The sequence below is a fragment of the Xenorhabdus sp. SGI 60 genome (genome assembly GCF_056632175.1).
In genome coordinates, this window is sequence record NZ_CP196860.1 from 925266 (window position 1) to 951193 (window position 25928).

The following is a 25928-nucleotide window of genomic DNA, read 5'->3' on the forward strand; positions in this document are numbered from 1 at the left end:
GGGGATCATGCAAATGCGAATGAAAGATCAGTGTCACCGGTCACACTTTTAATTCCCGCAAGGGCTGATGAGCGCGGGAATGGGATAAGGTCAGCCCGGAAAGCAGCCAGTTCAGTTGCTGACGACGGATGTGCACGGTACCATCCGACACCGGAGACGGCCACTGGAAGCGACCTTTTTCCAGCCGGCGATAGTAAAGCCAGAAGCCATTGGTGTCCCAGAACAGGATCTTGAGTTTATCGCGCTGGCGATTACAGAAAATAAATCCGGCTTCACTGAGCGGATCTAACCCCAGCGCATCAACCACACTGGCCAGCCCGTCGATGGATTTTCGCATGTCAGTCTGGCCAGACACCAGATAGATGTTGCCAACCGGTATCATTGCAGCGCCTCAACCCAGTGGCGGATCTGTACAGTGGATAACGCCGCGGGTAACTCAACCCGGATCCCGTTAGGCAGGCAGAGTATGACGGGATGTCCGGTATCCGGGAACTCATCAAGCACAACGGGATGCAGGCGCTGCGGTTCAGACTGTTGCCGAAGTTTTTTGGACCAATAGTAAAAGGTGGCGAGATTAATCTCATGGTGCTGGCAAAACGCGGTCACCGTCAGTCCGCTCTGCTTCTGGGAATCAATCACCGCTGCCCAATGTTGCTGTTTTTCAGTCAGTGTCATGGTGGTTTTCCTTATCAATAAGAGAAAACACACTATGACAAAAGATTAATGCGCTGGGTATGTGGGGTTAATTGCGCGGTTACATCAAGATATCGTGGTGTGAGAATTTCTCACGCCACCTTTCCTAATGATGTATTAGAATCATTCATTTTTACTAATTAATTTTCTCTATAGATTACTTCTCTCTAGAGAGTGTGCTAATGTTTTTGAAAGCACCTTATTCATGTAACTTTAGGAGGTCTTGTGAAACGTAGATCACTGGTATTGACCGCAATGATGGCTTTAGGAAGCCTGTCTTGCATGACAGCTTCCGCTGCTGACTCACTCTCTATTCCACATATTTCCACTTCTGGTAATGCGATAGTTAAAGCGGCACCAGATATGGCTACCTTGGTAATCCATGTGAGTGAAACGCAAAAGGGGGCGGCAGAAGCAAAGAAAAAAGTCGATGAACGTGTGGCGAAATATTTTGATTTTCTGAAAAATAGTGGCATCGAAAAAAAAGATATTGATGCTGCTAATTTGCGCACCCAGCCAGAATATCAATATGAACAAAAGAGTGGAAAATCGAGTATTACAGGTTATCGGGCGTCGCGTTCAGTTGAAGTGAAAGTTAACAAGCTAGAGCAACTGAATGCCTTATTGGATGGTGCCCTGAAAGCAGGGCTGAATGAAATTAACTCGGTTCAGTTTGGTGTCAATAATCCGCAACGTTATCGCGATGAAGCCAGACAAAAAGCCATCGAGAACGCCATTCAACAGGCGACGACATTGGCAAAAGGGTTCAACAGTAAGTTAGGCCCTGTATATAGCATTAATTACCGTGCGCCTGAAGCTGTGCCTATACCAATGAGTCGTCTGAAATACCAGGCTGATTTGTTGGCAGCCCCCGCTTCTGGCTCTGCCAGCGAAACTTACGAACCACAGAACATAGAGTTTTCTGATCACGTTGATGCCGTTTTTGAATTACAACGTTAATGAGCATCATCTTCCTGACGTAACATCTGGCGCCCTCGTTTTAGCAGGGCGTCAGTGACTTTTCTCATCGTTCCGCTTTCAGGGGCAAAACGATGCCAATAAAGCATACGGCGTTGGCATAGTCCTGGTGTTAGATCGATTAACTCACCGGCTTTTAGCTCTTTATCGATTTGCAAGTGTGGGATCATGCAACAAGTCGAACTTTGTTTTGCCAATTGCACGAATGCTTCGGAAGAATTCATGATATGGCAGGGCACACTTCCCGGCGATAAATCGAAATTCTGTTGTAAAAATGCCTGATGCATATCATCTAAATGGTCAAATGCAACCGCAGGTGCTTTCAGTAATGCTGAACGCGTGACGCCATTCGGGAAAAAACGGTTTGCAAACGCTGGAGAGGCCACAAACAGATAATCCAGAGCGCCTAATTTATCAACTAAGCAGCTTGGCAGAGGTTGAGACTGAATACTGATTGCACCGACGACTTCACCACGCCGTAAACGCTCCTGAGTACGGGTTTCATCTTCTACTTGAATATTTAACCGAATAGGGAGATCAGACAAAACCGGATGGAGAGCAGGTAAAAGCCACGTTGCCAGGCTGTCTGCATTAACAGCAAGGGAAAGCAATAACGGGATCTCATTACTATTTTCATCACCAAGCCATTGCGCTTCCAGCAGTTCCACCTGATGTAATAGCGCAAGCAACTTTTGTCCTTGCTCTGTCGGGTGGGGAGGAACAGTGCGTACCAATAGTGGCTGACCAAACATATTTTCTAATTGCTTGATTCTCTGGGATACCGCTGATTGAGTAATACAAAGTTTTTGCGCTGCCCGCTCGAAACCACGTTCTTTGATCACTGCGTCTAATGCTTGCAATGATCGGTAATCAGGACGTTTCATTGAAAATAAGATTCTCCGTGTTTGTACTTTTTGTGTTACAGCTCAATAAAAACCATTATGTGGCCTAACCAGCACTATGCCATATTTTTTCATGAGGTGAGCCAATATTGTTTATACTAGCCGTCAGATTTTTCCTTGTAACTGATTATAGGCTGTGATCAATATGACTCAGGACGAACTGAAAAAAGCAGTGGGTTGGGCGGCATTGGAATACGTTAAACCAGGCACAATTGTCGGTGTGGGTACAGGTTCTACCGCAGCGCATTTTATTGATGCGTTAGGTACTATCAAAGATAAAATTGAAGGTACTGTGTCAAGTTCAGAGGTATCGACTGAGAAATTGAAAAGTCTCGGTATTCCTGTGTTTGACAGCAATGAGGTTGACGCTTTGGATATTTACGTTGATGGTGCTGATGAAATTAATGGTCAAATGCAGATGATCAAAGGCGGCGGCGCAGCGTTGACTAGAGAAAAAATCATCGCGGCGGTTGCGAAGCAATTTATCTGTATTATTGATTCGTCTAAGCAAGTCGATGTGTTAGGCAAATTCCCTTTGCCCGTTGAAGTCATCCCAATGGCACGGACTTATGTGGCTCGTGAGCTGGTGAAATTGGGCGGAACACCGGTTTATCGTGCAAACGTAGTCACTGACAATGGCAATCATATTCTGGATGTTCACAATCTCTCGATTGTTGATCCCATTGCGTTAGAAAATAAAATCAATGGGATCGCTGGCGTGGTGACAGTGGGCCTTTTTGCTAATCGAGGAGCAAACGTAGTGCTGGTAGGTACTGCGGATGGCGTTAAGACGCTCACTGAATAAGCATTTATTGAGGGCAGAATAGTCTGCCCTCAAAATATTTTTATTTTTATTCAAAACAGAAAATTTAGTGATATATATCATTTTTCTGTCTAAAAAAACCGCAAAATCCTGTCTTTATCCCGTAACGAATTATTTTACTTTGCATAACAACTTATTTACTGTTGCTTATTCTGTGATATAAGCAATCGATTGTATTGCCGTTACTGTTTTTTTTGTTATTTTGGTGGCGTCGATATGCATTATGAAAGTAAGTACAAATAGGGCGGGTAAATGGTTAAGGTATCTTTAGAAAAGGACAAAATTAAATTTTTGCTGCTGGAAGGCGTTCACCAAAGCGCAGTAGATAGCCTAAAAGCGGCAGGGTACAGCAATATTGAATATCACAAAGGGGCATTAGAACCTGAGGCGTTGAAAGAAGCGATTCGTGATGCCCGATTTGTCGGAATTCGTTCCCGCACCCAATTGACCGAAGAGATTTTCGCCGCAGCGGAAAAACTGGTTGCAGTTGGGTGTTTTTGTATTGGCACAAATCAGGTTGACCTGAAAGCCGCGGCAAGGCGTGGTATTCCGGTATTTAATGCGCCTTTTTCCAATACGCGTTCGGTCGCTGAAATGGTATTGGGTGAACTGTTGCTGCTGTTACGCCGTATTCCTGAGGCGAATGCCAAAGCCCACAATGGAGTATGGGATAAGCAAGCAAAAGGTTGCTACGAAGCGCGCGGAAAAAAATTAGGCATTATCGGTTACGGGCATATTGGTACACAGCTTGGCATTTTGGCGGAAAATATTGGCCTGAATGTCTATTTCTATGATATTGAAAATAAATTGCCATTAGGTAATGCACAGCAAGTTCATCATTTATCTGAATTATTGAATATGAGCGATGTTGTGAGTCTGCATGTTCCCGAAACCGCTTCAACCAAAAATATGATTGGCGCCGCAGAACTGGAATTGATGAAACCAGGTTCAATTCTGATCAACGCATCACGTGGTACGGTAGTTGATATTGAAGCCCTCAGCAATGCGCTGGAAATCGGGCATCTTTCTGGTGCCGCGATTGACGTTTTTCCTCATGAACCTGCAACAAACAATGATCCCTTTATCTCACCATTGAGCCAGTTTGATAACGTACTGCTGACGCCACATATTGGGGGATCGACACAAGAAGCCCAGCAAAATATCGGTTATGAAGTTTCTGGTAAACTGGTCAAATATTCTGATAATGGTTCGACATTATCAGCGGTTAATTTTCCCGAAGTCTCGCTCCCTGTTCATGCCAAGGATACTAACCGATTACTGCATATCCATGAAAACCGCCCGGGTATCTTGACCAGTATTAACCAAGTGTTCACTGAGCAAGAGATCAATATTGATGCTCAATATCTGCGGACTGACAGCGGCATTGGTTACGTAGTAATTGATATCACGACGCAGAATTCAGCTCAGGCTGAATTGGTCTTGCAGAAACTGAAGGCCTTGCCGGGCACGATCCGTTCTCGCTTGCTTTACTGAGATATGATCGCTCGTTAACAAGGATCGTTATTGATTAGAAAGTCAGGGGCTATTGAAGACACAATAGCTCCTGTTAATCACTGAGTAGAATTGTCGTTCATATCCATCGCCATACTTTTTCTGGGTCATGATCTCTGGCAGAGGAATATCCCAACTCGCACTGGGTAGTTTCTCAACTAACTGAAAATTGTGGGCTAATCCAATCGGATAAAAATTTTGTTGTTGCCATTTTGCGAGAGTCCTATCGTAGAAACCACCACCCATCCCTAAGCGTTGCCCTGTACAATCGAAAGCGACCAAAGGGATAAACATGACATCAAGTTCAGAGATGGGTAAAACCTGCCGAACATCCAACTGAGGCTCTTCGATATTAAAGCGATTACGAATAAGAGGCATATCGGCGCAATAACGGAGAAACAGCAGGTGATTGCGGCTGAAAGGATGCAATATTGGCAAATAGACCTGTTTGTTTTGCTGCCAAAAATGTTGAATTAGCAGACGCGTATCTAATTCCCCATCAAAGGAGAGATAGAGGGCAATTTTATCAGCTTGCTGGATTTTAGGATGAGCTATAGCTTGTTTAACGGCTTGTTGAGCAAATTGCGATTGTTGTTCAGGGGATAGATTTTGACGTAGCTGCCGAATTTTTTTTCTAATGGAATTGCGCAGAGAAAAAGAAAAATCTGATTGCATGATACCTGCCTGTTAATTAACACAGAAAAGGATACAAAACAGATAAAGAATGAGAGGTTCTCCAAGATGCCGTTACAGGTGGTAACCCTTGAACCCTTGGTTCAAGGTGAACGCAGCGTCGTTGCTATTAGGCTTCTTGGTCTGGCCAAGCATGCTCACAAGAAACGTAGCACCACATTCTATAGAGATGAAATATCGGCTCAGGGGACTTCCCTGCTCACGAACACCTCAGAGAAAATTTTTTGCTGCTTAAACCAACTAAATAGGCCTTAAGCAACGCTATGAAGCCTATTGTATGGAACTAAACGAAGAAAGCAACTGCTTATATTAATCTATAGTGACTACTGCCTGATTTATCAACAAGATTAGTTGACGACTGGAGTATCAGGTAACTTTACCTTGCTCTAACAGTGCCTTTTCAATGGATTGCTGGAGCATTTTTATTTTTTGTTCCATATTGTAAGCATAATCACGGGTTTTCATCTTCTCCTGTGCCAACTCGTGACAGACATTCAGTGCCACAATAAAAACCAGTTGCTCAGTGTTAGTGACTCTGGTGCGTTCTTTAAGGTTATGCAAACGCTGGTCAAGTTCCTCAGCAGCAGCTTGCAACGCTTCAACCTGCTCTGTTGGACAATTGACACGTAATGACCGCCCAAAAATCTGAATATCTACTGGTTGTGCAGACATGACACCTTCCTGATTTATTATTGTGCCGATACCTTGATGTTGATATATATCCCTGTATCTCTCAAATTGCGACTTTGTTGCCAGAGCTGTAATTTGAAATCTGTTGGGTATAAAGTAAATTATGGTATAAAACAAGGCCGACACCAATCATTACCGTACAATACCAAAAGCCCCTTTTTTCCCTTCATCTTCAAGCTGCTGCTTTTGGGCAATGTTCACTTATCCCAGTCAATGAATTATAGATATAAAGTATCTATGTTTTGGGGATTCGTGTCCTTGCTATCAACGCGGCATCTCGAAATCGATTGGGGATATATCGGTGTGTGCTGTCTGGTATAGCGACTCCCCTTGATGGTAGCATAGCATGAACTTATATCGCCAACGATGATCAATATACATGTCTATACAAAACTCATTACCTAATTATCAATCATTTGATGAAATTTTGCATCAACAGTCCATTGCCCTGACAGCAGCAGAAATGCATGGCTTAATCAGTGGGTTACTATGTAGTGGAAATCACAGTAGTGGAAATCACGAGAGTAGTTGGCAGACACTGGTGCATGATCTTGCGAATGATGGCCTGGCATTTTCTCAGGTTTTGGCTCTACCGCTGAAGGAATTGTACGAAACGACGTTTGAATTGCTGGATGACAGTAGTTTCTCGTTTCATCTGTTGCTTCCTGATGAAGAGGCGGGGGTTTTTGAATGCGCAGAAGCGTTGTCGGGATGGGTCAACCATTTTCTGCTCGGATTGGGCGTAGCCAATCCTAAATTGACAGAAAATCCAGAAATTCAGGAGGTTATAACCGATTTACGTAACATCGGCATGTTGGGCTATGACGAAGACGAAGATCAGGAAGAGCTATCTCAAGCCCTTGAAGAAGTACTGGAATATGTCCGTGTTGCGGTTCAACTCTGTTATATCGCGTTTGCGACACCTAAAACCGCAGGCAATGCAAAAAATGAAAAACCAACATTGCACTGATTGGCGGTATTCACCCTATAAATTTCAAGCCTTGGAAGATAAGGGGTATACCAACTAATAATATGGAATTGCAGGAGAGGGTATGACTAAACAAGAATATTTATCCCGTCGTCAGGCATTATTGTCAAAAATGGCACCGGCCAGTGCGGCTATCATTTTTTCGGCCCCGCTTGCGACACGTAATTCAGATAGTGAATATCCTTACCGTCAGAACAGTGATTTTCTGTATCTGACCGGTTTCAGTGAACCGGAAGCGGTTCTGGTACTGATCAAAAGCGATGAAACCCACAATCACAGTGTGTTGTTTAATCGTGTTCGCGATTTGACAGCGGAAATTTGGTTTGGTCGTCGTCTTGGACAAGAAGCGGCGTTGGAAAAATTGGGGGTGGATCGTGCCCTGCCATTTGATGATCTCAATGAACAACTCTATTTGTTGTTGAATGGCTTGGAAGTGGTTTATCACGCCCAAGGAGAATTTGAATACGCGGATAACCTCGTTTTTAGTGCTTTAGATAAATTGCGCAAAAACAGCCGCCGTAACTTCAAAGCGCCAACGGTCATCGCAGACTGGCGCCCGTGGCTGCATGAAATGCGTCTGTTTAAATCAGACGCTGAATTAGAAACCCTGCGCAAAGCTGGGGAAATCAGCGCACAGGCGCATATCAGGGCGATGCAGGCTTGCCGCCCTGGTATGTTTGAATATCAGCTTGAAGCTGAAATCCACCATGAATTTACCCGTCAGGGCGCACGTTACCCTGCTTATAACACCATTGTTGGCGCGGGAGATAATGCCTGTATCCTGCATTACACTGAAAATGAACGTCGTATGAAAGATGGCGATTTAGTGTTGATCGATGCGGGATGTGAATATCAGGGATATGCAGGTGACATTACGCGGACATTTCCGGTAAATGGCAAGTTTACGCGCCCCCAACGTGAAATCTACGACATTGTGCTGGAAGCCATTAACTTTTCCCTTGAGCTATACAGACCGGGGACCAGCATAAGCGAAGTTACCGGACAAGTTGTACGCATCATGGTGAAAGGGCTGGTAAAATTGGGAATTATGCATGGTGAAGTCGAACAATTGATCGAAACCAATGCTTACCGTCAATTTTTCATGCATGGTTTAAGTCACTGGTTGGGGCTGGATGTGCATGATGTCGGCGATTACGGTGTTGACCGCGATCGTATTCTGGAACCTGGCATGGTACTGACTATAGAGCCTGGGCTTTACATTGCACCCGATGCGGATGTCCCGCCGGAATACCGGGGTATCGGTATTCGTATTGAAGATGACATTGTGATAACAGAAACAGGAAATGAAAACCTGACTGAGTCTGTCGTGAAAGATCCCGATGAGATAGAAGCTCTGATGGTACAGGCAAAGCACAGTTAAGGTTAAAGTGATCAGGAAGTGACAATGAACGTGATTATTGTGGGCGGAGGAATGACAGGAGCGACATTGGCTCTGGCTATTGCTTCGTTGAGTCGGGGGCAATTGCAAGTCTCCTTGATTGAAGCAGCAGAACCTACCAGAAAACATCCGGGTTTTGATGCAAGGTCCATCGCCTTGGCCTATGGTACATGTCAGCGCTTGCATCAGATCGGCATTTGGCCTGCATTACAACATTGTGTTACCCCAATCACTCACGTTCATGTCAGCGACCGCGGCAATAGCGGTTTCGTCAATATTTGCGCCAGTGACTATGACATTCCGGCATTAGGCAATGTGATTGAATTGCATGATGCCGGAATTTATCTTTTTGAGTTATTAAAACAATCTCCAAATATTAAACTTTACTGCCCGGCTAAAGTGAGTTCCGTTGAACGTTTAGAAAGTTCTGTAGTGGTTTCGCTGAATAATGGTGAAAAACTGACAGGAGAACTGCTGGTCGCGGCGGATGGTAGCTATTCTGCGATAGCCCAAGCGTGTAATATCCCCTTCCAACGGCGATCTTATGAGCAGACAGCCATTATTGCCAATGTTTTGACTTCCGAACATCCTCAAGGAAGGGCATTCGAGCGTTTTACCAAACATGGGCCATTGGCGTTGTTACCTATGTCGGGAGGGCGTAGTTCACTGGTATGGTGCCACCCACTGGAACAACAATCAGAAGTCAATAACTGGGGCCAGCATGAATTCTGCCAACAGCTGCAAAAAGCATTCGGCTGGCGTTTGGGGAAAATGCTGGAAACCGGTCAACGACATAGTTATCCATTGGCTTTATCGACAGCCAACAGGCAAATTAGCCACCGTTTGGCGTTGGTAGGTAATGCTTCCCAAACCTTGCATCCGATCGCTGGGCAGGGTTTTAACTTGGGGATGCGTGATGTGATGGCTTTGGCACAAGTCATTTCAGTGGCGGCCACTTCTGGACAGGATATTGGCTCCTATAAAGTACTGGCACAGTATCAGCAACAGCGTCAGGCCGATCGTGACACCACCATTGGACTCACGGATGGGTTGGTCAGATTATTCGCCAATGACTATTTACCGTTAAAAATGGGGCGTAATCTTGGCTTGATGACAATGGAAAGGTTATCCCCAATGCAGGATCTATTTGCCCGTCAGACATTAGGTTGGGTTGCACAGTCACCATTGGCAGATTAAGAGGAAAGAAAAAATGCAATCATTTGATGTGGTGATCGCAGGGGGCGGAATGGTTGGCCTTGCGCTGGCTTGTGGTTTACAAGGTAGTGGTTTGCGTGTCGCGATGGTAGAAGAGCACCCACCGACAACGCCATTTGGTGCCAATGATGAATATGCGTTACGTGTTTCGGCCATCAATGCAGCCAGTGAACGATTACTCACTCACCTTGGTGTCTGGCAAGATATTCTTGCAATGCGAGCCAGTCCTTATCAGGGGATGGCAGTTTGGGATCGGGATAGTTTCGGGCGTATTCAGTTTAATGCGGCGGAAAATGGCCTGACCCATCTGGGCCATATCATCGAAAACTGTGTGATCCGGCAAGCTCTCTGGCAACGTGCGGAAAATCTGCCAGATGTGATGTTCTTCACCCCATCCTCTCTTAAGAATGTTGCCTGGGGAGAAAACGAAGCTTTCATCACGTTATCTGATGGAAGAATGCTGACTTCACGGTTGGTCGTTGGTGCAGACGGTGCCCATTCTTGGTTGCGTCAACATGCCGATATTCCACTGACTTTCTGGGATTATGAACACCATGCATTGGTCGCGACAATTCGGACTGAGGAGCCTCATGAAGGTGTTGCACGTCAGGTTTTCCACGGTGATGGAATATTGGCTTTCCTGCCATTGCCCGATCCTTACTTATGTTCGATTGTATGGTCACTACCGGCTGAATCTGCACAACAGCGCAAATCTATGGAATCGGCGCTGTTTAATCGGCAATTAAGCGCGACATTTGATATGCGTCTTGGTCAATGCAAACTGATCAGTGATCGACAAACTATCCCATTGACGGGGCGTTATGCCCGCAATTTTGCCGCTCATCGATTGGCGCTCTTGGGCGATGCGGCACACACTATCCATCCACTGGCTGGTCAGGGCGTTAATCTTGGATTGATGGATGTGGCGGAACTGATAGGTGAATTGAGCCGCTTAAACCAGCAAGGAAAAGACATCGGTCAGTATCTCTATTTGGGACGTTATGAACGTCGCCGTAAACACAGTGCTGCGGTCATGCTTGCAGGTATGCAGGGTTTTCGTCAGCTATTTGATGGAAATAACCCGGCTAAAAAATTATTGCGTGGAATTGGATTAACATTGGCTGATCACTTACCGGGAATGAAGCCGCAATTGCTTCGTCATGCAATGGGACTCAATGACTTGCCTGATTGGCTGATCGCTCAAACCTCTTCGGTTGAAAAAATCTAATTCAGCCCATGAATTAGAATTAGTTTTTCTCATGTCAGGCTAAGGTGTGTTGAGTTGGTTTACTTCACGTTTTAGCCTTTTTTCAATCTAAAAAGATTGTTTTTTGCCATTTGATAAAAATTTCGAGTGTTTTTGTGCAATAAATAAGACAAAAATTCTGCATGGCAGTACTTGTCTTTTCGGATTGCTACAGCAATGCAACTAATTTATTTTATGGTTCATTTCCTGTTTCAGTGATAACTTCTGATCCCAAGGTATCGTTTGCGTGATTAACCGCTTCTTTGCTTCATGATCCAACACCTGCCGGTTAATGCGCCGTATGTTTTTTCAGGTCACGAATGTTTTCATGTCAAGAACGTAAAGAGGGAAATAATGTCAAAACACACCCCACTATATGATCAACATCTGGCATGCGGAGCACGCATGGTAGATTTTCATGGCTGGATGATGCCCCTGCACTATGGTTCACAAATCGACGAGCATCATACAGTGCGTACTGATGCCGGCATGTTCGACGTTTCCCACATGACAATTGTGGATCTACACGGTCCAGATTGTCGTGATTTTCTCCGTTATCTTCTGGCCAATGACATTACCAAACTCACCGAGCAGGGCAAGGCACTATATACCGCAATGTTAAATGCTTCTGGCGGCGTTATTGATGACCTGATTGTCTATTTTTTCACTGATAATTCTTATCGTATGGTTGTGAATTCGGCGACCCGCGAGAAAGATTTGGCATGGATTTACCAACATGCTGAGAAATATGACGTTGAAATTACCGTGCGTGATGATTTGGCCTTGATTGCTGTCCAGGGACCAAACGCGCAAGTCAAAGTTCAATCATTGCTAAGTGATGCACAGAAGCAAGCGGTAACGGGTATGAAACCTTTCTTTGGCGTCCAGTCGGGAAATCTGTTTATTGCAACGACGGGTTATACCGGCGAAGCAGGTTATGAAATTGCACTGCCTAAAGAACAAGCGGCAGACTTTTGGCAGCAGTTATTGGCAGCAGGGGTAAAACCCACTGGATTAGGGGCGCGTGACACATTGCGTCTTGAAGCGGGCATGAATCTTTATGGTCAAGAAATGGATGAAACTGTTTCACCTCTGGCCGCCAACATGGGATGGACAATTGCCTGGAAGCCGGAAGACCGTCACTTCATAGGTCGAGAAGCATTGGAAAGACAACGCGAAACCGTTACTGATCAGTTGGTTGGACTGGTCATGCGTGAAAAGGGAGTATTGCGTGGTGGCTTAACTGTCAACTTCACTGGTGATTCTGGTGAAATGCGTTCTGGCGTAATTACCAGTGGAACATTTTCCCCAACCTTAGGATTTAGTATAGCCCTTGCACGTGTACCGCAAGGTATTGGTGAACAGGCGGTTGTCCAGATCCGTAATCGTGAAATGCCCGTTCAGGTTGTTAAACCGGGCTTTGTGCGGATGGGAAAACCACTTGTAGAGTGATACAAACAAGGAGAAGGCAACGATGAGTCATGTACCAGCAGAATTGAAATATACAGAATCACATGAATGGGTTCGCTCGGAAGACAATGGCGAATATACCGTAGGTATTACCGAACATGCCCAGAAGTTATTGGGAGATATGGTCTTTGTTGATTTGCCTGAAATAGGTACAGAGGTAAATAGTGGTGATGATTGTGCTGTTGTAGAGTCAGTCAAAGCGGCTTCTGATATTTACGCACCAGTCAGCGGTAAGATTATCGCTGTTAACCCTGGCCTGGAAAGTTCTCCCGAATTGGTGAACAGTGAACCCTATAACGAAGGTTGGCTGTTCCGCGTTAAAATAGCTGATGAGAGTGAACTCGCTAATTTGCTTGATGCCGAAAGTTATCGGTCACTCTTGGAAGAAGACGAGTAATTATTTTGAATCGCCCCATATCACATTGTGAATGGGGCTTTTTTTTGTGTCGTTTTTTATAGCCAATAGATTTCAAGTGATAGACAACAAAACTGTCACTTGAAAGATAAAAGGCATAGCGAGTTTCAGGAAATTATCATCAATGACTCAGACATTAATCCAACTTGAACATCAAGGTGAATTCATTCGTCGCCACATTGGTTCTTCTGCTGAACAGCAAATAGAGATGCTGGCGATAGTCGGTGCAAATTCTCTTGATGATCTGACCAATAAAATCGTTCCCCGTGATATCGCATTATCAGAGGTTCCTGCGGTTGGTGAAGGAGTGACTGAACAACAGGCTTTGGCTGAATTGAAAGCAATAGCGAGCCAGAACCAGCGTTATCAATCGTATATTGGTATGGGTTACTCACCCGCCATTCTTCCTCCCGTTATTTTGCGTAATTTGCTGGAAAATCCGGGCTGGTATACTGCATATACCCCTTATCAGCCGGAAGTTTCTCAAGGCCGATTGGAAGCCTTGCTGAACTTTCAGCAAGTCACCATTGATCTGACAGGTTTAGATCTGGCTTCTGCTTCACTACTGGATGAAGCCACAGCAGCCGCAGAAGCGATGGCAATGGCAAAACGGATCAGCAAACTGAAAAGGGCTGAACGTTTCTTTGTGGCCGATGATATTCATCCACAAACGTTGGATGTCGTACGTACCCGTGCCGAAACATTTGGATTTGAAGTCATTGTTGATAAAGCAGAAAAAGTACTGGAACTGGAAGGGATCTTTGGTGTCCTGCTGCAACAAGTAGGTACGACGGGTGAAGTCCATGATTACAGTGACCTGATTGCAACACTGAAAGAGCGTAAAATCATTGTCAGCGTTGCCGCGGATTTCATGGCATTGGTCATATTGGCCGCACCGGGTAAACAAGGTGCCGATATTGTCTTTGGTTCTGCACAGCGTTTTGGTGTACCGATGGGATATGGCGGCCCTCATGCCGCCTTCTTTGCATGCAGAGATGAGTTCAAACGTTCCATGCCGGGCCGTATTATCGGTGTTTCCCGTGATGCCGCGGGTAACAGAGCATTGCGTATGGCGATGCAAACCCGCGAACAGCATATTCGCCGTGAAAAAGCGAATTCCAACATTTGTACTTCGCAAGTTTTACTGGCCAATATTGCGGGCATGTACGCGGTTTATCACGGTTCTGAAGGTTTGAAGCGCATTGCTAACCGTATTCACCGACTGACAGATATTCTGGCTGCGGGTTTGCAAAAGGCGGGTATCACACTACGTCATAAGACATGGTTTGATACATTAGCGATTGAAGTGTCAGATAAGGCTCAGGTACTGGCAAGAGCGGCTAAAGCACAAATTAACTTGCGTACCGATATTTTTGGTGCCGTCGGGGTATCTTTGAGTGAAAAAACCAGCCGCGATGATTTGCTAGCCCTGTATCAAGTGATAACAGGTTCTGACTCAGTACTGGATATTAATGCTCTTGACCGTGAAGTTGCGACGGACAGCCAATCTATTCCAGCCTCCATGCTGCGTAATGACGACATTTTGGCACATGATAATTTCCGTCGTTACCACAGCGAAACTGACATGATGCGTTATATGCACAGTCTGGAGCGTAAAGATCTGGCGCTGAATCAAGCCATGATCCCGCTGGGTTCATGTACCATGAAACTGAATGCAGCAGCGGAGATCATGCCAATTACCTGGCCTGAATTTACCGATATGCATCCTTTCTGCCCACCAGAACAAGCGCAGGGTTATCACCAGATGATCAGCCAACTTTCCCATTGGCTGGTATTGCTGACCGGATATGACGCATTCTGTATGCAGCCTAATTCTGGCGCACAAGGGGAGTATGCCGGTCTGCTGGCAATTCGTCGCTATTACGCCAGCCGTGGAGAACAACATCGCCATATTTGCCTAATCCCAAGCTCTGCGCATGGCACAAACCCGGCATCTGCTCATATGGCGGGCATGACGGTTGTTGTTGTGAACTGTGACAAAGAAGGCAACATCGATCTGGCTGATCTGCGTGAAAAAGCAGAAAAACACAGTGACAATCTTGCTTGTATCATGGTGACTTACCCATCAACTCACGGTGTTTATGAAGAAACCATCCGTGAGATTTGTGAAATTATTCATCAAAACGGTGGTCAGGTTTACCTTGATGGTGCGAACATGAACGCACAAGTGGGTATTACGACACCTGGTTTTATTGGTGCTGATGTTTCGCACCTGAACCTGCATAAAACCTTCTGTATCCCACACGGTGGTGGTGGTCCAGGCATGGGGCCGATTGGCGTGAAAAAACACCTTGTACCATTTGTGCCGGGCCATTCCGTAGTGGAAATGGATGAAGTTACGACATTAGGTGCAGTATCCGCAGCGCCATTTGGCAGTGCCTCTATCCTGCCAATTAGCTGGATGTATATTCGCATGATGGGGGCACAAGGGCTGAAACAAGCCAGCCAGGTTGCGATCCTGAATGCCAACTACATTGCAAACCGCCTGAAAGGTGCTTATGAGATCCTCTATACCGGACGTAATGGGTATGTTGCCCATGAATGTATTCTGGACATTCGCCCACTGAAAGAAGAATTCGGCATCAATGAGATGGATATCGCCAAGCGCCTGATTGACTATGGTTTCCATGCGCCAACCATGTCATTCCCGGTTGCGGGAACCCTGATGGTTGAACCAACGGAATCAGAAAGTAAAATTGAAATTGATCGCTTTATTGACGCAATGCTGGCAATTCGGCAAGAAATCAGCAAAGTGGCAAGCGGAGAATGGCCTTTGGGAGACAACCCTTTAGTCAATGCGCCACACGTTCAGACTGAACTGGTTTCTGATTGGGAGCATGCATATAGCCGTGAAATTGCCGTTTTCCCAACAGCGGAAACGAAAACCAATAAATACTGGCCGACGGTTAAACGCCTTGATGATGTTTACGGTGATCGCAATTTACATTGCTCTTGTGCACCGATTGAAGATTATCGTTAGTCATAAATAGATTAACGAGACTCAACGAAAGCAGTGTCTGAAATATTTCCTGACACTGCTTTTTATTTATGGTCATGTATTGAATGGGTTGTGAGCTAAATGTAGTTTCAGGTATGTATTGAATGGGTGATGACCCGCGGTCATGTATTGAATGGGTTGATAAATGTAGTTTCACGCTCCATGACCCATTCGCTATTAAAACCTTAAAATACCCGTCACCCGTGAACGGCTTCATGTCGATCCGCCCAGACCCAACCCATTCGCTATTAAAACCTTAAAATACCTGACGTAATGTGAGCTTTGCTTAAGAAAGGAGAGTAAGAAAGAACTTTAAAGCTGCCAGTTGTACCTGACAGCTTGAATTTAGAGGAGAAAAGGCGGAAAATTATTTTAACCAGCCTTTTTCTTTTGCTGCTTCCAGTTGTGGCAGCAGGTATTTCCATAGTTCAGGATAACTTTCGGCAACAAAGTGGAGCAGGTTGTAAACTTGCTCAAAGCGAATATTATTCTCGACCCAGCTCTGTCCCTGGTTATGCAGGTTCATAAATACCGGCATAATTCTATCGAGGGTTTTAGCAAAACGCGCTTCCGGCGTGATGGCGTCTTCGTATTCGTGCCACAGTTCCAGAAAATATTTTCCCTGGGTTTCCGGTAGTAAGCCAAAAATACGGTTAGCCGCTTTAACTTCATGTTCGTGAATGGCTGCACGGGCAGCCAGATCGAACGCGATAACATCACCCGCATCGATCTCAACAATGTCATGAATCAAAGCCATCTGTACGACGCGGCTAATATCCACATCTCCGGCATAAGGCGCAAAGCCAATGACAGCAACAGCAAAATGCCAGCTATGTTCAGCGGAGTTTTCATGGCGCGTATTATTCAATAATTTCGTCTTGCGATGGACATATTTTAATTGATCCAGTTCCATTATAAACGCAATGACATCGGTGAAAGGGCCGAAATCAACAGGAGGTACAGCTAATGACATACAAAAACCTCAATAGTTATTTTTCTTCGTCTAGTGAATAAGGCAATGTTTGAATGGTGAGAACACTGCCCTCAACTTCACGAATACGGAATATACTCTCTGCTTCCATATCATTATTCATGACAACTTGGACCCAGATTGAACCATCAACCAGTTTGACCGCCGCCAATACTGAACCGGTTCGCCGCCATTTATCACCCAATTGCCATTCCAAATCATCGCCAACGGCAGGCAAGGAAGAGGCATTACCTGCCAGCCAGTACATGGCTCGCTTGTTTGCCCCACGATATTTGGCTCTGGCTACCATTTCCTGACCGGTATAACAGCCTTTCTTGAAGCTGATACCGTTTTCGATTGCTTGGAGGTTGGTTGCTTGTGGAATAAATTGTGCGCTGCTGGCGGCATCAATCACTGGGAACCCTGCTTCAATCTCCAGCGCCAACCATTGCAGGCTGCCGTTCAACTGCGATTGAAACTCTTCGACTAACGTTTCGGTTAATTTAGCGGCAGTTATTTTGTCTGTGACGATAAGGAAACGTTCAGCGGGAAGCGCTAAGTGGAGAAGGGTTGTGGTTTCGTGCTGGATAACTGGGGATTCGGTATCAGGCAGGGTTGGGAAGAGGGTTTTCAGCGCTCCCCGACTGCCTGTGCCGGCGATACCGAGCAAGATATTTTCCTCATCTTTGGCAAACGTTACCTTGGAAAACACAGCATACTTTTTCAATTCAGTTAATTGGGTTTCTAATAATGAACGGCGTTCAATATAGGCAAAACCTTCACCACGCTGAAACAGTCGTAAGTTACTCCACATCTTGCCTTTGGCGTCACAATGGGCAGTTAACACATGCTGGTTATCATTCAGGGAAGTAAGATCGGCTGTAATCTGACCTTGCAGATACTTTTTCGCATCAGCGCCAATGGCTGTCACGATCCCCCAATCATCAAGGGAAATTAAAGTCAGTGGTAGTGTTGCAGAAGGAGATGGATCTTGTGCAGAAAACGGAGTTTGGTAAGTCATAGCAGCTCCTGCCAGTAAACTAACTAAGAAATAACGCTAATGGTAAAAGAGATGCGGTTTAATGCAAAGGGGTTATTCTTGTTATTTATAGATAAGGCATACATGGTCAATTTGTTGCGATAGGCTTCGCATCTTGTCGATATATCTCGTGATTTCACTGATGCAGATGATGAAAAACAGGCCAGAATCGTTAATAATCTTATTACCGTTTTAATGGCACGAATGAAAATGATAAAGAGGCTTTTTAAACATGGACATTGGTAATAAAGCACGTATTCACTGGGCATGTCGTCGTGGAATGCGTGAACTGGATATTTCTATCATGCCATTTTTTGAATATGAATATGATTCATTAGGTGATGATGACAAACGGATTTTCGTTCGTTTGCTGGAGTGCCCAGATCCCGACCTTTTCAATTGGCTCATGAATCATGGACGGCCCGAAGATGAGGCGCTTTACCATATGGTGAAACTGATCCAGAGCAGAAACCAAGCCCGTGGTCCTGTGGAACAATAAATTGAGGGAGTCTCGCCATACTCGCCTGTTTTCCACGGGCGTGCATGGTGTAGTCGCAATTGCTGCTTTGGTGGCACCCTGGCCGATTAACAGTGCTTATTTTTGGCTTCCATTTTTCTGGTTTCCACTGTTTGCCATTATTATAAGCAGTTGGGCATGGAGCCAGAAAAATATCCGGCAATGTCAGGGCAGGTTGGTACTGTTCAAAGGTAACAAAGTGCATTGGCAAAAAGCTGCCTGGAGCATCGCTCAACCACCGTGGTTCCATCGCTATGGTATGGCCGTTATGCTCCATGCATTTAGTCAGGCAGAAAATATGCGCTACTCACCGCCAGTTCGGTTATGGATAGCATCAGATAGTATGTCGCCCGCTGCCTGGCGTCATTTGAATCAATTGATGCGCCAATATGCCAATATCCAGGACGGAGATGATTGCTAAAACAACGCTTCCATTTCAGCTAATATCTGCATGCACCATTCGCTTAAACGTTCATCTGTTTGTTCGAATTGGTTCACATCATCCAGAGCCAGCCCGACAAAATGTTTGCCATCTTCGGACAGCGGTTTCGGGCTGGTAAATTCATAACCCTCGGTTGGCCAAAACCCGATAAACTGTGCACTCGTTGGTAACAGATGGTGATACAGCATTCCCAATGCATCCAGAAACCACTCGCCATAATCGATCTGATCGCCCATTCCATACATGGCAACGATTTTTCCTGCCAGATCTAACGAGGGAAGTTGATCCCAAATAGCCAGCCAATCCTCCTGTAATTCGCCGAAGTCCCAGGTAGGGATACCGAGGATCAGGACAGAATATCCTTCCATCAGGCGGGGATCACAATCCTTGACATCATGTAGTTCGATCAGATCTTCACCGAGTATATCGCGTATTTTTTCTGCTACTATTTCTGTATAGCAGGTACTGGAGCCATAAAAGAGACCAATTTTCATCATTATTTATCAGGGAATTTCGAATATCAGGATCGGTATTGTAACAGAATAATTGCTTTTTCAGGCATAATAGCCGATTGGGAGTTGCAGATAGGCAGACAGGAGGCGTTGTGCCAAAAAAACATAACCTATCAGACAATCATTCATGGAAGATGATGTAATTAAACAGCATTCACGGAATCACATCCATCGGCTAATCCCCTGATAGAGCAATTTCTCGATACCATCTGGCTGGAAAAAAATCTGGCCGAAAACACCTTGGCTTCTTATCGGCTTGATTTACAAGCCTTGAACAATTGGTTGGTGCATTATGGTCATGATTTACTTTCAGTGCAGTCGATAGAATTACAATCATTTTTGGCTGAACGAGTAGATGGCGGTTATAAAGCCAGTAGTTCAGCCCGCTTGCTGAGTGCCATGCGGCGGTTGTTTCAGTATCTATATCGTGAAAGAATGCGGGCAGATGATCCAACAGCACTATTATCTGCGCCTAAGTTGCCTAAACGTCTGCCCAAGGATTTAAGCGAAAAACAAGTAGAAGATTTGCTTAATGCGCCTTTGGTTGACCAACCCCTTGAATTGCGGGATAAAGCCATGCTGGAAGTGCTTTATGCTTGCGGATTGCGAGTTTCAGAACTGGTTGGCCTGACCTTATCTGATGTGAGCTTACGTCAGGGCGTGGTCAGAATTGTGGGTAAGGGAAATAAGGAAAGATTGGTTCCTTTGGGAGAAGAGGCTGTTTATTGGCTGGAAAAATATCTGGAATATGGACGCCCGTGGTTATTGCATGGTTCTGTATCTGATGTATTTTTTCCCAGTAAGCGGGGAACGCAGATGACACGTCAGACGTTCTGGCATCGAATCAAACACTATGCCATATTGTCAAGCATTGATGTTGAACGCTTGTCACCCCATGTCTTACGCCATGCTTTTGCAACACATTTACTTAATCATGGTGCAGACTTACGTGTTGTGCAGATGTTATTAGGCCATAGTGACCTCTCCACAACCCAGATTTATACCCATGTAGCCACCGAACGTCTCAAAGTGCTGCATCAACAACATCACCCTCGTGGATAGCTGCGAATTAGGTGAAAAAATAAAGGAACGAATAATGAAGAAGATCTCGTTTTGCCTTTCATTACTGTTGACAGCTGTTGCCAGCAATGCTTTTGCTGATGAGAGTGCTATCAATAACACACTGTCTAAAATGGGAATTAAGGCTGAAAGTATCACGCCATCACCACTACCAAGTGTGAGTTCAATTTTAACCGAGCATGGCACTATTTATATGTCTGATGATGGTAAGTACCTGTTACAAGGCCCACTTTATGATGTTAGTGGCAAAGTACCCCAAAATATCAGCAACCAGGTTCTGGTTAAAAAATTGGAAGCTTTGAAAAATCAAATGATTATTTACAAAGCGCCAAAAGAAAAACATGTTGTTACTGTTTTTACTGATATTACCTGTGGTTATTGCCGTAAATTGCATGAGAATATGCAAGAATACAATGAATTAGGGATTACTGTCCGTTACCTGGCGTTTCCTCGTCATGGCTTGCAACACCAATCAGCTAAAGATATGCAATCTATTTGGTGCAGTGCAACACCGAATAAGTCACTGAACGCGGCTTTTAAAGGCGAAAATATCTCCCCAATTAAGGCATGTAAGACCAACATCGAAAAACAATATCAGCTGGGCTTACAGTTTGGCGTCCAGGGCACACCAGCGATTGTCCTAAAAAATGGCAGAGTACTCGGTGGTTACTTGTCACCCAAAGATTTGCAGGCTGAATTAGAGCATGATGGTGAATGATCGAAATCGATCAGGCATGCCATTCAGTGAATACAAAAACTCGTGAATAAAAATCAGTGAATAAGAAACTGTGAGCAGAGAAATACAACTCCGCCGCCGACCGGTGGCGGATCCTAACCATCTTCCCAACGATATCCATCCATTATTGCGCCGTTTATATGCTATGCGTGGCATACTTCAAGCTGATGAACTGGAGCGTAGTGCAAAAGGACTTCTCAATTACCAATCTCTCAATGGCATTGAGCAGGCAGTTGCTTTGTTGATCACTGCATTATATGAACATTGGCGTATCGTAATTGTTGGTGATTTTGATGCAGATGGGGCAACCAGTACCGCCTTGAGTATCCGTGCCTTGCGTGCAATGGGATATCGTAACCTTGATTATCTTGTGCCAAACCGTTTTGAAGATGGTTATGGATTAAGCGTTCAGGTGGTTGATGAAGTTGTCAAAAGAAGCGCAGATCTGATTATCACCGTGGATAATGGGATCTCATCCCATGATGGTGTAGCCGCGGCACATCAACATGGCATCAAGGTGATCGTCACTGATCACCATTTACCGGGCGAAACACTGCCAGCCGCAGATGCCATTATTAATCCCAATTTAGTTGACTGCTCTTTTCCTTCTAAGGCGTTAGCAGGGGTTGGTGTGGCATTTTATCTGATGTCTGCACTCAGGGCTGAATTGCGCAAATTGGCATGGTTTGAACAACAAGGTATTCCATTACCCAATTTGGCGGAGCTGCTGGATTTAGTGGCATTGGGTACAGTGGCTGACGTGGTTTCCCTCGATACCAATAACCGCATTCTGGTATATCAAGGACTCAATCGTATCCGGGCAGGGCGTTGCTGTACGGGAATACGGGCGCTGCTCGAAGTTTCCAAACGGGAATCGACAAAATTGGCCGCCAGTGATTTGGGGTTCGCGTTGGGGCCACGATTAAATGCCGCCGGACGTCTGGATGATATGTCCGTTGGGGTGGCGTTATTACTGGCCGATGACATGACGCAAGCCCGTCAGATTGCTTGTGAGCTGGATGGCTTAAACCAAACCCGTCGAGAAATCGAACAAGGTATGCAGCAAGAGGCCTTGCAGATTTGCGATAAAATCGAGCGAACCCATACCCAGTTACCTTACGGATTAGCAATTTACCATCCCGAATGGCATCAGGGGGTTGTGGGTATTTTGGCCTCACGTATTAAAGAGCGTTTTCATCGTCCGGTTATTGCTTTTGCTCCGGCGGGCGATGGCACTTTGAAAGGCTCTGGGCGTTCCGTCAATGGCTTACATATGCGAGATGCACTTGAACGTCTTGATACTCTGTACCCAGGACTGATGTTGAAATTTGGTGGTCATGCGATGGCAGCGGGATTGTCGATTGAACAAGACAAATTTGACCTCTTTCAGCGCTATTTTTCCGAGCTGGTAGCAGACTGGATGGATATCACCCAACTTGAAGGTGTGATCTGGAGCGACGGTGAATTAGCATTGGAAGAATTATCGCTGGAAGTTGCTGAAATTCTGCGTGATGGTGGCCCGTGGGGGCAGGCATTTGCGGAACCCGTTTTTGACGGCAAATTCAAGTTACTGCAACAGCGTATCGTGGGTGAAAAGCACCTGAAAGTCATGCTTGAACCATTAAATGGTGGGCCAATGTTAGATGGCATTGCATTTAATATTGATGTCAGTCGCTGGCCGGATAACAGTATCAAAATGGTAGAATTGGCTTATAAACTGGATATTAACGAATTTCGTGGTAATCGTGATGTTCAGCTTTTGATCCAGCATATTTGGCCCTATTGAATGAACTTAGGTTTTCCAGTTGCATTTAAAAGATGAAGGCTATAAACCCCTGGATAGATCCGTTACAATGCACGGTTCGAAAATATCCATGCGACCATCGTTTATTCATAATACACAACGTATAAGACACGAAATATGTTTGAAATTAATCCGGTAAAAAATCACATTCAGGACCTGTCTGAGCGGACAGCAGTTCTGAGGGGGTATCTTTGACTATGATGCCAAGAAAGAACGTTTAGAAGAAGTTAATGCTGAACTCGAACAGCCTGATGTCTGGAATGAACCGGAACGGGCACAGGCGTTGGGTAAAGAGCGTTCATCACTTGAAAGCATCGTAGAAACCATTGATCAGCTGACCCAAGGATTGGAAGATGTGAACGGCCTGCTGGAATTAGCCGTCGAAGCTGATGACGAAGAAACCTTCAATGAAGCCGTCGCTGAGTTGGAACAGCTAGAAGAGAAGTTAGGCCAACTTGAATTCCGTCGCATGTTTTCTGGTCAATATGACAGCGCAAACTGCTATCTGGATCTTCAGGCGGGATCTGGCGGTACAGAAGCACAGGATTGGGCCAGCATGTTGATGCGTATGTACCTGCGTTGGGCAGAATCCAAGGGCTTCAAGACAGAAATTATTGAAGAGTCTGATGGTGATGTTGCTGGTTTGAAATCTGCCACCATCAAGATCATGGGTGAATATGCTTACGGTTGGTTGCGTACAGAAACGGGCGTCCACCGTTTAGTACGTAAAAGTCCTTTTGATTCAGGTGGTCGCCGCCATACATCATTTAGCTCTGCCTTTATCTATCCAGAAGTGGATGATGATATTGATATCGAGATCAATCCGGCTGATCTACGCATTGATGTATATCGTGCCTCTGGTGCGGGTGGTCAGCACGTTAACAAAACCGAATCTGCAGTACGTATCACCCACGTACCGACTGGTGTTGTCACCCAATGTCAGACAGACCGTTCTCAGCATAAAAACAAAGACCAGGCGATGAAACAGTTGAAAGCGAAACTGTACGAACTGGAAATGCAGAAGAAGAATGCAGATAAACAAGTAATGGAAGATAACAAATCGGACATCGGTTGGGGCAGTCAGATTCGCTCTTACGTTTTGGATGATTCCCGCATTAAAGATTTGCGTACTGGTGTAGAAACCCGCAATACTCAATCTGTGCTGGATGGGGATCTGGACAAATTCATTGAAGCAAGCTTAAAAGCTGGCCTATGAGGAACTAAAATGTCACAACAACAACAAGGCGCTGAACAGGCCCCTGATTTAAATAACGAACTGAAAACGCGCCGTGAAAAACTGGTTGTCCTGCGCAGCAATGGCATTGCTTTCCCAAATGATTTTCGTCGCGAAAACATTTCCGCAGATCTGCATGCCAAATACGATGACAAGACTAAAGAAGAATTGGAAGAGCTTGACATTGAAGTGACCGTTGCTGGTCGTATGATGACTCGTCGCATCATGGGTAAGGCCTCTTTTGCCACCCTGCAAGACATGGGGGGACGCATTCAGATCTACGTTTCCCGTGATGACCTGCCGGAGGGCATTTACAACACTCAGTTCAAGAAATGGGATTTGGGTGACATTTTAGGCGCACGCGGTAAGCTGTTCAAAACTCAAACGGGTGAGCTTTCTATCCATTGTACTGAGCTGCGCTTGCTGACTAAGGCATTGCGTCCACTGCCGGATAAATTCCACGGCTTGGCGGATCAGGAAACTCGCTATCGTCAGCGTTATTTGGATCTGATCTCGAATGATGAATCACGCAAGGCATTCCAGATCCGTTCCCGCGTGATGTCGGCATTACGCAGCTTCATGATCCAAAAAGACTTCATGGAAGTTGAAACGCCGATGATGCAAGCGATCCCGGGGGGGGCAAGTGCGCGTCCATTCATTACGCACCATAACGCGCTGGATATCGACATGTACCTGCGCATTGCGCCAGAACTGTACCTGAAACGTTTGGTGGTCGGTGGTTTTGAGCGCGTTTTCGAAATCAACCGCAATTTCCGTAATGAAGGTGTTTCTCCGCGCCATAATCCAGAGTTCACCATGATGGAACTCTACATGGCTTACGCGGATTACCAGGATCTGATCGTACTGACCGAAGAACTGTTCCGTACCTTGACTCAAGAAGTACTGGGTACAACATTGGTGAAATACGGCGAACAGGAATTCGATTTTGGTCAGCCTTTTACCAAGATGACCATGAAAGAAGCGATTTGCCAATATCGCCCGGAAACCAACATGGCCGATCTGGATGATATGGACAAAGCGGTTGCTATCGCGAAATCCTTGAGTATTGAAATTGAAAAGGGCTGGGGTCTGGGCCGTATTCAGTGTGAAATCTTTGAAGAAACCGCAGAAAGCCACCTGATTCAGCCGACATTCATTACAGAATATCCAGCAGAAGTTTCTCCGCTGGCTCGCCGTAACGATGACAACCCATTCATTACTGATCGTTTTGAATTCTTCATCGGTGGTCGTGAAATTGGTAACGGTTTCTCGGAGCTGAACGACGCGGAAGATCAGGCAGAGCGCTTTGCAGAGCAGGTTCGCCAGAAAGATCAGGGTGATGACGAAGCGATGTTCTACGATGAAGACTATATTACTGCGTTGGAGCACGGCTTGCCGCCAACAGCAGGCTTAGGGATTGGTATCGACCGTATGGTGATGTTGTTTACTGACAGCCATACTATCCGTGATGTTATCCTGTTCCCTGCAATGCGTCCGCATACGCATAAGTAATCATTTCTAGATTAAAACCAGTCAAACGCGCTGTCCGGT

At 45.4% G+C, this 25928-nt stretch carries 24 protein-coding genes, 1 other RNA gene and 1 pseudogene; 17 read left to right on the forward strand and 9 right to left on the reverse strand.

From position 1 onward, the window contains the following. Nucleotides 1-40 precede the first annotated feature (40 nt). Together tnpB and tnpA are read right to left on the reverse strand one after the other, a co-directional pair. Entirely contained in the window at nt 41-382 is a 342-nt protein-coding gene (gene tnpB, locus ACSJJG_RS04240; protein WP_481088607.1) for an IS66 family insertion sequence element accessory protein TnpB, read from the reverse strand. Beyond that, nucleotides 379-675, reverse strand: a complete 297-nt coding sequence (gene tnpA, locus ACSJJG_RS04245; protein ID WP_481088608.1) for an IS66 family insertion sequence element accessory protein TnpA — start codon at nt 673-675, stop codon at nt 379-381. Before tnpA ends, tnpB begins: the two co-directional genes overlap by 4 nt. 243 nt (nt 676-918) lie before the next feature. Between tnpA and ACSJJG_RS04250 the strand changes: the two genes are divergently transcribed. Beyond that, nucleotides 919-1653, forward strand: a complete 735-nt coding sequence (locus tag ACSJJG_RS04250) for an oxidative stress defense protein (protein WP_481088609.1) — start codon at nt 919-921, stop codon at nt 1651-1653. Here ACSJJG_RS04250 and ACSJJG_RS04255 read toward each other — a convergent pair. After that, nucleotides 1650-2555, reverse strand: a complete 906-nt coding sequence (locus ACSJJG_RS04255; RefSeq protein WP_481088610.1) for a LysR family transcriptional regulator ArgP — start codon at nt 2553-2555, stop codon at nt 1650-1652. The genes ACSJJG_RS04250 and ACSJJG_RS04255 overlap by 4 nt on opposite strands. Nucleotides 2556-2718: 163 nt before the next feature. Here ACSJJG_RS04255 and rpiA point away from each other — a divergent pair, with 163 nt between their 5' ends. Together rpiA and serA are read left to right on the forward strand one after the other, a co-directional pair. After that, nucleotides 2719-3378: a ribose-5-phosphate isomerase RpiA gene (gene rpiA / locus ACSJJG_RS04260; RefSeq protein ID WP_481088611.1), complete on the forward strand. Its 660-nt coding sequence runs from the start codon at nt 2719-2721 to the stop codon at nt 3376-3378. Nucleotides 3379-3648: 270 nt separating this feature from the next. Further along, nucleotides 3649-4890, forward strand: coding sequence for a phosphoglycerate dehydrogenase (gene serA / locus ACSJJG_RS04265; RefSeq protein ID WP_481088612.1), 1242 nt, complete (start codon nt 3649-3651; stop codon nt 4888-4890). A 97-nt stretch (nt 4891-4987) separates the two neighbouring features. On the opposite strand, the pseudogene ACSJJG_RS04270 reads toward serA, so the two are convergent. The 3 genes and pseudogenes from ACSJJG_RS04270 to zapA form a co-directional block, all read right to left on the reverse strand. Next, nucleotides 4988-5583 (reverse strand): annotated as a pseudogene (locus ACSJJG_RS04270) (5-formyltetrahydrofolate cyclo-ligase). 54 nt (nt 5584-5637) lie between these two features. Next, a non-coding RNA gene (gene ssrS / locus ACSJJG_RS04275) (6S RNA) lies at nt 5638-5821 on the reverse strand. Nucleotides 5822-5967: 146 nt separating this feature from the next. Continuing rightward, nucleotides 5968-6273 (reverse strand): cell division protein ZapA, encoded by a 306-nt coding sequence (gene zapA / locus ACSJJG_RS04280; RefSeq protein WP_047767729.1) that lies wholly within the window; start codon nt 6271-6273, stop codon nt 5968-5970. A gap of 397 nt (nt 6274-6670) precedes the next feature. Here zapA and ACSJJG_RS04285 point away from each other — a divergent pair, with 397 nt between their 5' ends. The 7 genes from ACSJJG_RS04285 to gcvP all read left to right on the forward strand — a co-directional run bounded on the left by ACSJJG_RS04285 (nt 6671) and on the right by gcvP (nt 16025). Next, nucleotides 6671-7261 (forward strand): YecA/YgfB family protein, encoded by a 591-nt coding sequence (locus tag ACSJJG_RS04285; protein ID WP_481088613.1) that lies wholly within the window; start codon nt 6671-6673, stop codon nt 7259-7261. 82 nt (nt 7262-7343) lie between these two features. Beyond that, a complete protein-coding gene (gene pepP, locus ACSJJG_RS04290; RefSeq protein WP_481088614.1) occupies nt 7344-8660 on the forward strand; it encodes a Xaa-Pro aminopeptidase in 1317 nt (438 codons plus the stop codon). 24 nt (nt 8661-8684) lie between these two features. Further along, nucleotides 8685-9875 (forward strand): 2-octaprenyl-6-methoxyphenyl hydroxylase, encoded by a 1191-nt coding sequence (gene ubiH / locus ACSJJG_RS04295; protein ID WP_481088615.1) that lies wholly within the window; start codon nt 8685-8687, stop codon nt 9873-9875. 13 nt (nt 9876-9888) lie between these two features. Beyond that, entirely contained in the window at nt 9889-11121 is a 1233-nt protein-coding gene (ubiI, locus tag ACSJJG_RS04300) for an FAD-dependent 2-octaprenylphenol hydroxylase (protein ID WP_481088616.1), read from the forward strand. A gap of 372 nt (nt 11122-11493) precedes the next feature. Further along, entirely contained in the window at nt 11494-12591 is a 1098-nt protein-coding gene (gene gcvT / locus ACSJJG_RS04305; RefSeq protein ID WP_481088617.1) for a glycine cleavage system aminomethyltransferase GcvT, read from the forward strand. Nucleotides 12592-12613: 22 nt separating this feature from the next. Next, nucleotides 12614-13006 (forward strand): glycine cleavage system protein GcvH, encoded by a 393-nt coding sequence (gene gcvH, locus ACSJJG_RS04310; RefSeq protein ID WP_481088618.1) that lies wholly within the window; start codon nt 12614-12616, stop codon nt 13004-13006. 142 nt (nt 13007-13148) lie between these two features. Continuing rightward, a complete protein-coding gene (gene gcvP, locus ACSJJG_RS04315) occupies nt 13149-16025 on the forward strand; it encodes an aminomethyl-transferring glycine dehydrogenase (RefSeq protein WP_481088619.1) in 2877 nt (958 codons plus the stop codon). Nucleotides 16026-16410: 385 nt separating this feature from the next. Here the strand turns inward: gcvP and ACSJJG_RS04320 are convergent, their stop codons facing one another. Together ACSJJG_RS04320 and ygfZ are read right to left on the reverse strand one after the other, a co-directional pair. After that, complete coding sequence (locus ACSJJG_RS04320) at nt 16411-17016, reverse strand: HD domain-containing protein (protein ID WP_481088620.1); 606 nt, start codon at nt 17014-17016, stop codon at nt 16411-16413. Between the two features lie 16 nt (nt 17017-17032). Beyond that, nucleotides 17033-18034, reverse strand: coding sequence for a tRNA-modifying protein YgfZ (gene ygfZ / locus ACSJJG_RS04325; RefSeq protein WP_481088621.1), 1002 nt, complete (start codon nt 18032-18034; stop codon nt 17033-17035). Nucleotides 18035-18284: 250 nt separating this feature from the next. Here ygfZ and sdhE point away from each other — a divergent pair, with 250 nt between their 5' ends. Further along, nucleotides 18285-18551 (forward strand): FAD assembly factor SdhE, encoded by a 267-nt coding sequence (gene sdhE, locus ACSJJG_RS04330; protein ID WP_481088622.1) that lies wholly within the window; start codon nt 18285-18287, stop codon nt 18549-18551. Nucleotide 18552: 1 nt separating this feature from the next. Further along, complete coding sequence (locus ACSJJG_RS04335; RefSeq protein WP_481088623.1) at nt 18553-18990, forward strand: protein YgfX; 438 nt, start codon at nt 18553-18555, stop codon at nt 18988-18990. Here ACSJJG_RS04335 and fldB read toward each other — a convergent pair. After that, nucleotides 18987-19505 (reverse strand): flavodoxin FldB, encoded by a 519-nt coding sequence (fldB, locus tag ACSJJG_RS04340; protein WP_481090376.1) that lies wholly within the window; start codon nt 19503-19505, stop codon nt 18987-18989. The two genes, ACSJJG_RS04335 and fldB, sit on opposite strands and share 4 nt — an antisense overlap. A gap of 201 nt (nt 19506-19706) precedes the next feature. Here fldB and xerD point away from each other — a divergent pair, with 201 nt between their 5' ends. From xerD to lysS, 5 genes are all read left to right on the forward strand, one after another. Next, nucleotides 19707-20585, forward strand: coding sequence for a site-specific tyrosine recombinase XerD (gene xerD, locus ACSJJG_RS04345; protein ID WP_481090377.1), 879 nt, complete (start codon nt 19707-19709; stop codon nt 20583-20585). A gap of 34 nt (nt 20586-20619) precedes the next feature. Further along, nucleotides 20620-21321, forward strand: coding sequence for a bifunctional protein-disulfide isomerase/oxidoreductase DsbC (gene dsbC, locus ACSJJG_RS04350; RefSeq protein ID WP_481088624.1), 702 nt, complete (start codon nt 20620-20622; stop codon nt 21319-21321). Nucleotides 21322-21391: 70 nt separating this feature from the next. Next, nucleotides 21392-23125, forward strand: coding sequence for a single-stranded-DNA-specific exonuclease RecJ (recJ, locus tag ACSJJG_RS04355; RefSeq protein WP_481088625.1), 1734 nt, complete (start codon nt 21392-21394; stop codon nt 23123-23125). Nucleotides 23126-23260: 135 nt separating this feature from the next. Next, nucleotides 23261-24359, forward strand: a protein-coding gene (gene prfB / locus ACSJJG_RS04360; RefSeq protein ID WP_481088626.1) for a peptide chain release factor 2 whose coding sequence is annotated in 2 segments (ribosomal slippage) — nt 23261-23335 and nt 23337-24359 — 1098 coding nt in all. Because the reading frame shifts where the segments join, the coding sequence is not laid out codon by codon here. A gap of 9 nt (nt 24360-24368) precedes the next feature. After that, nucleotides 24369-25889, forward strand: a complete 1521-nt coding sequence (gene lysS / locus ACSJJG_RS04365) for a lysine--tRNA ligase (RefSeq protein ID WP_481088627.1) — start codon at nt 24369-24371, stop codon at nt 25887-25889. Nucleotides 25890-25928: the final 39 nt, after the last annotated feature.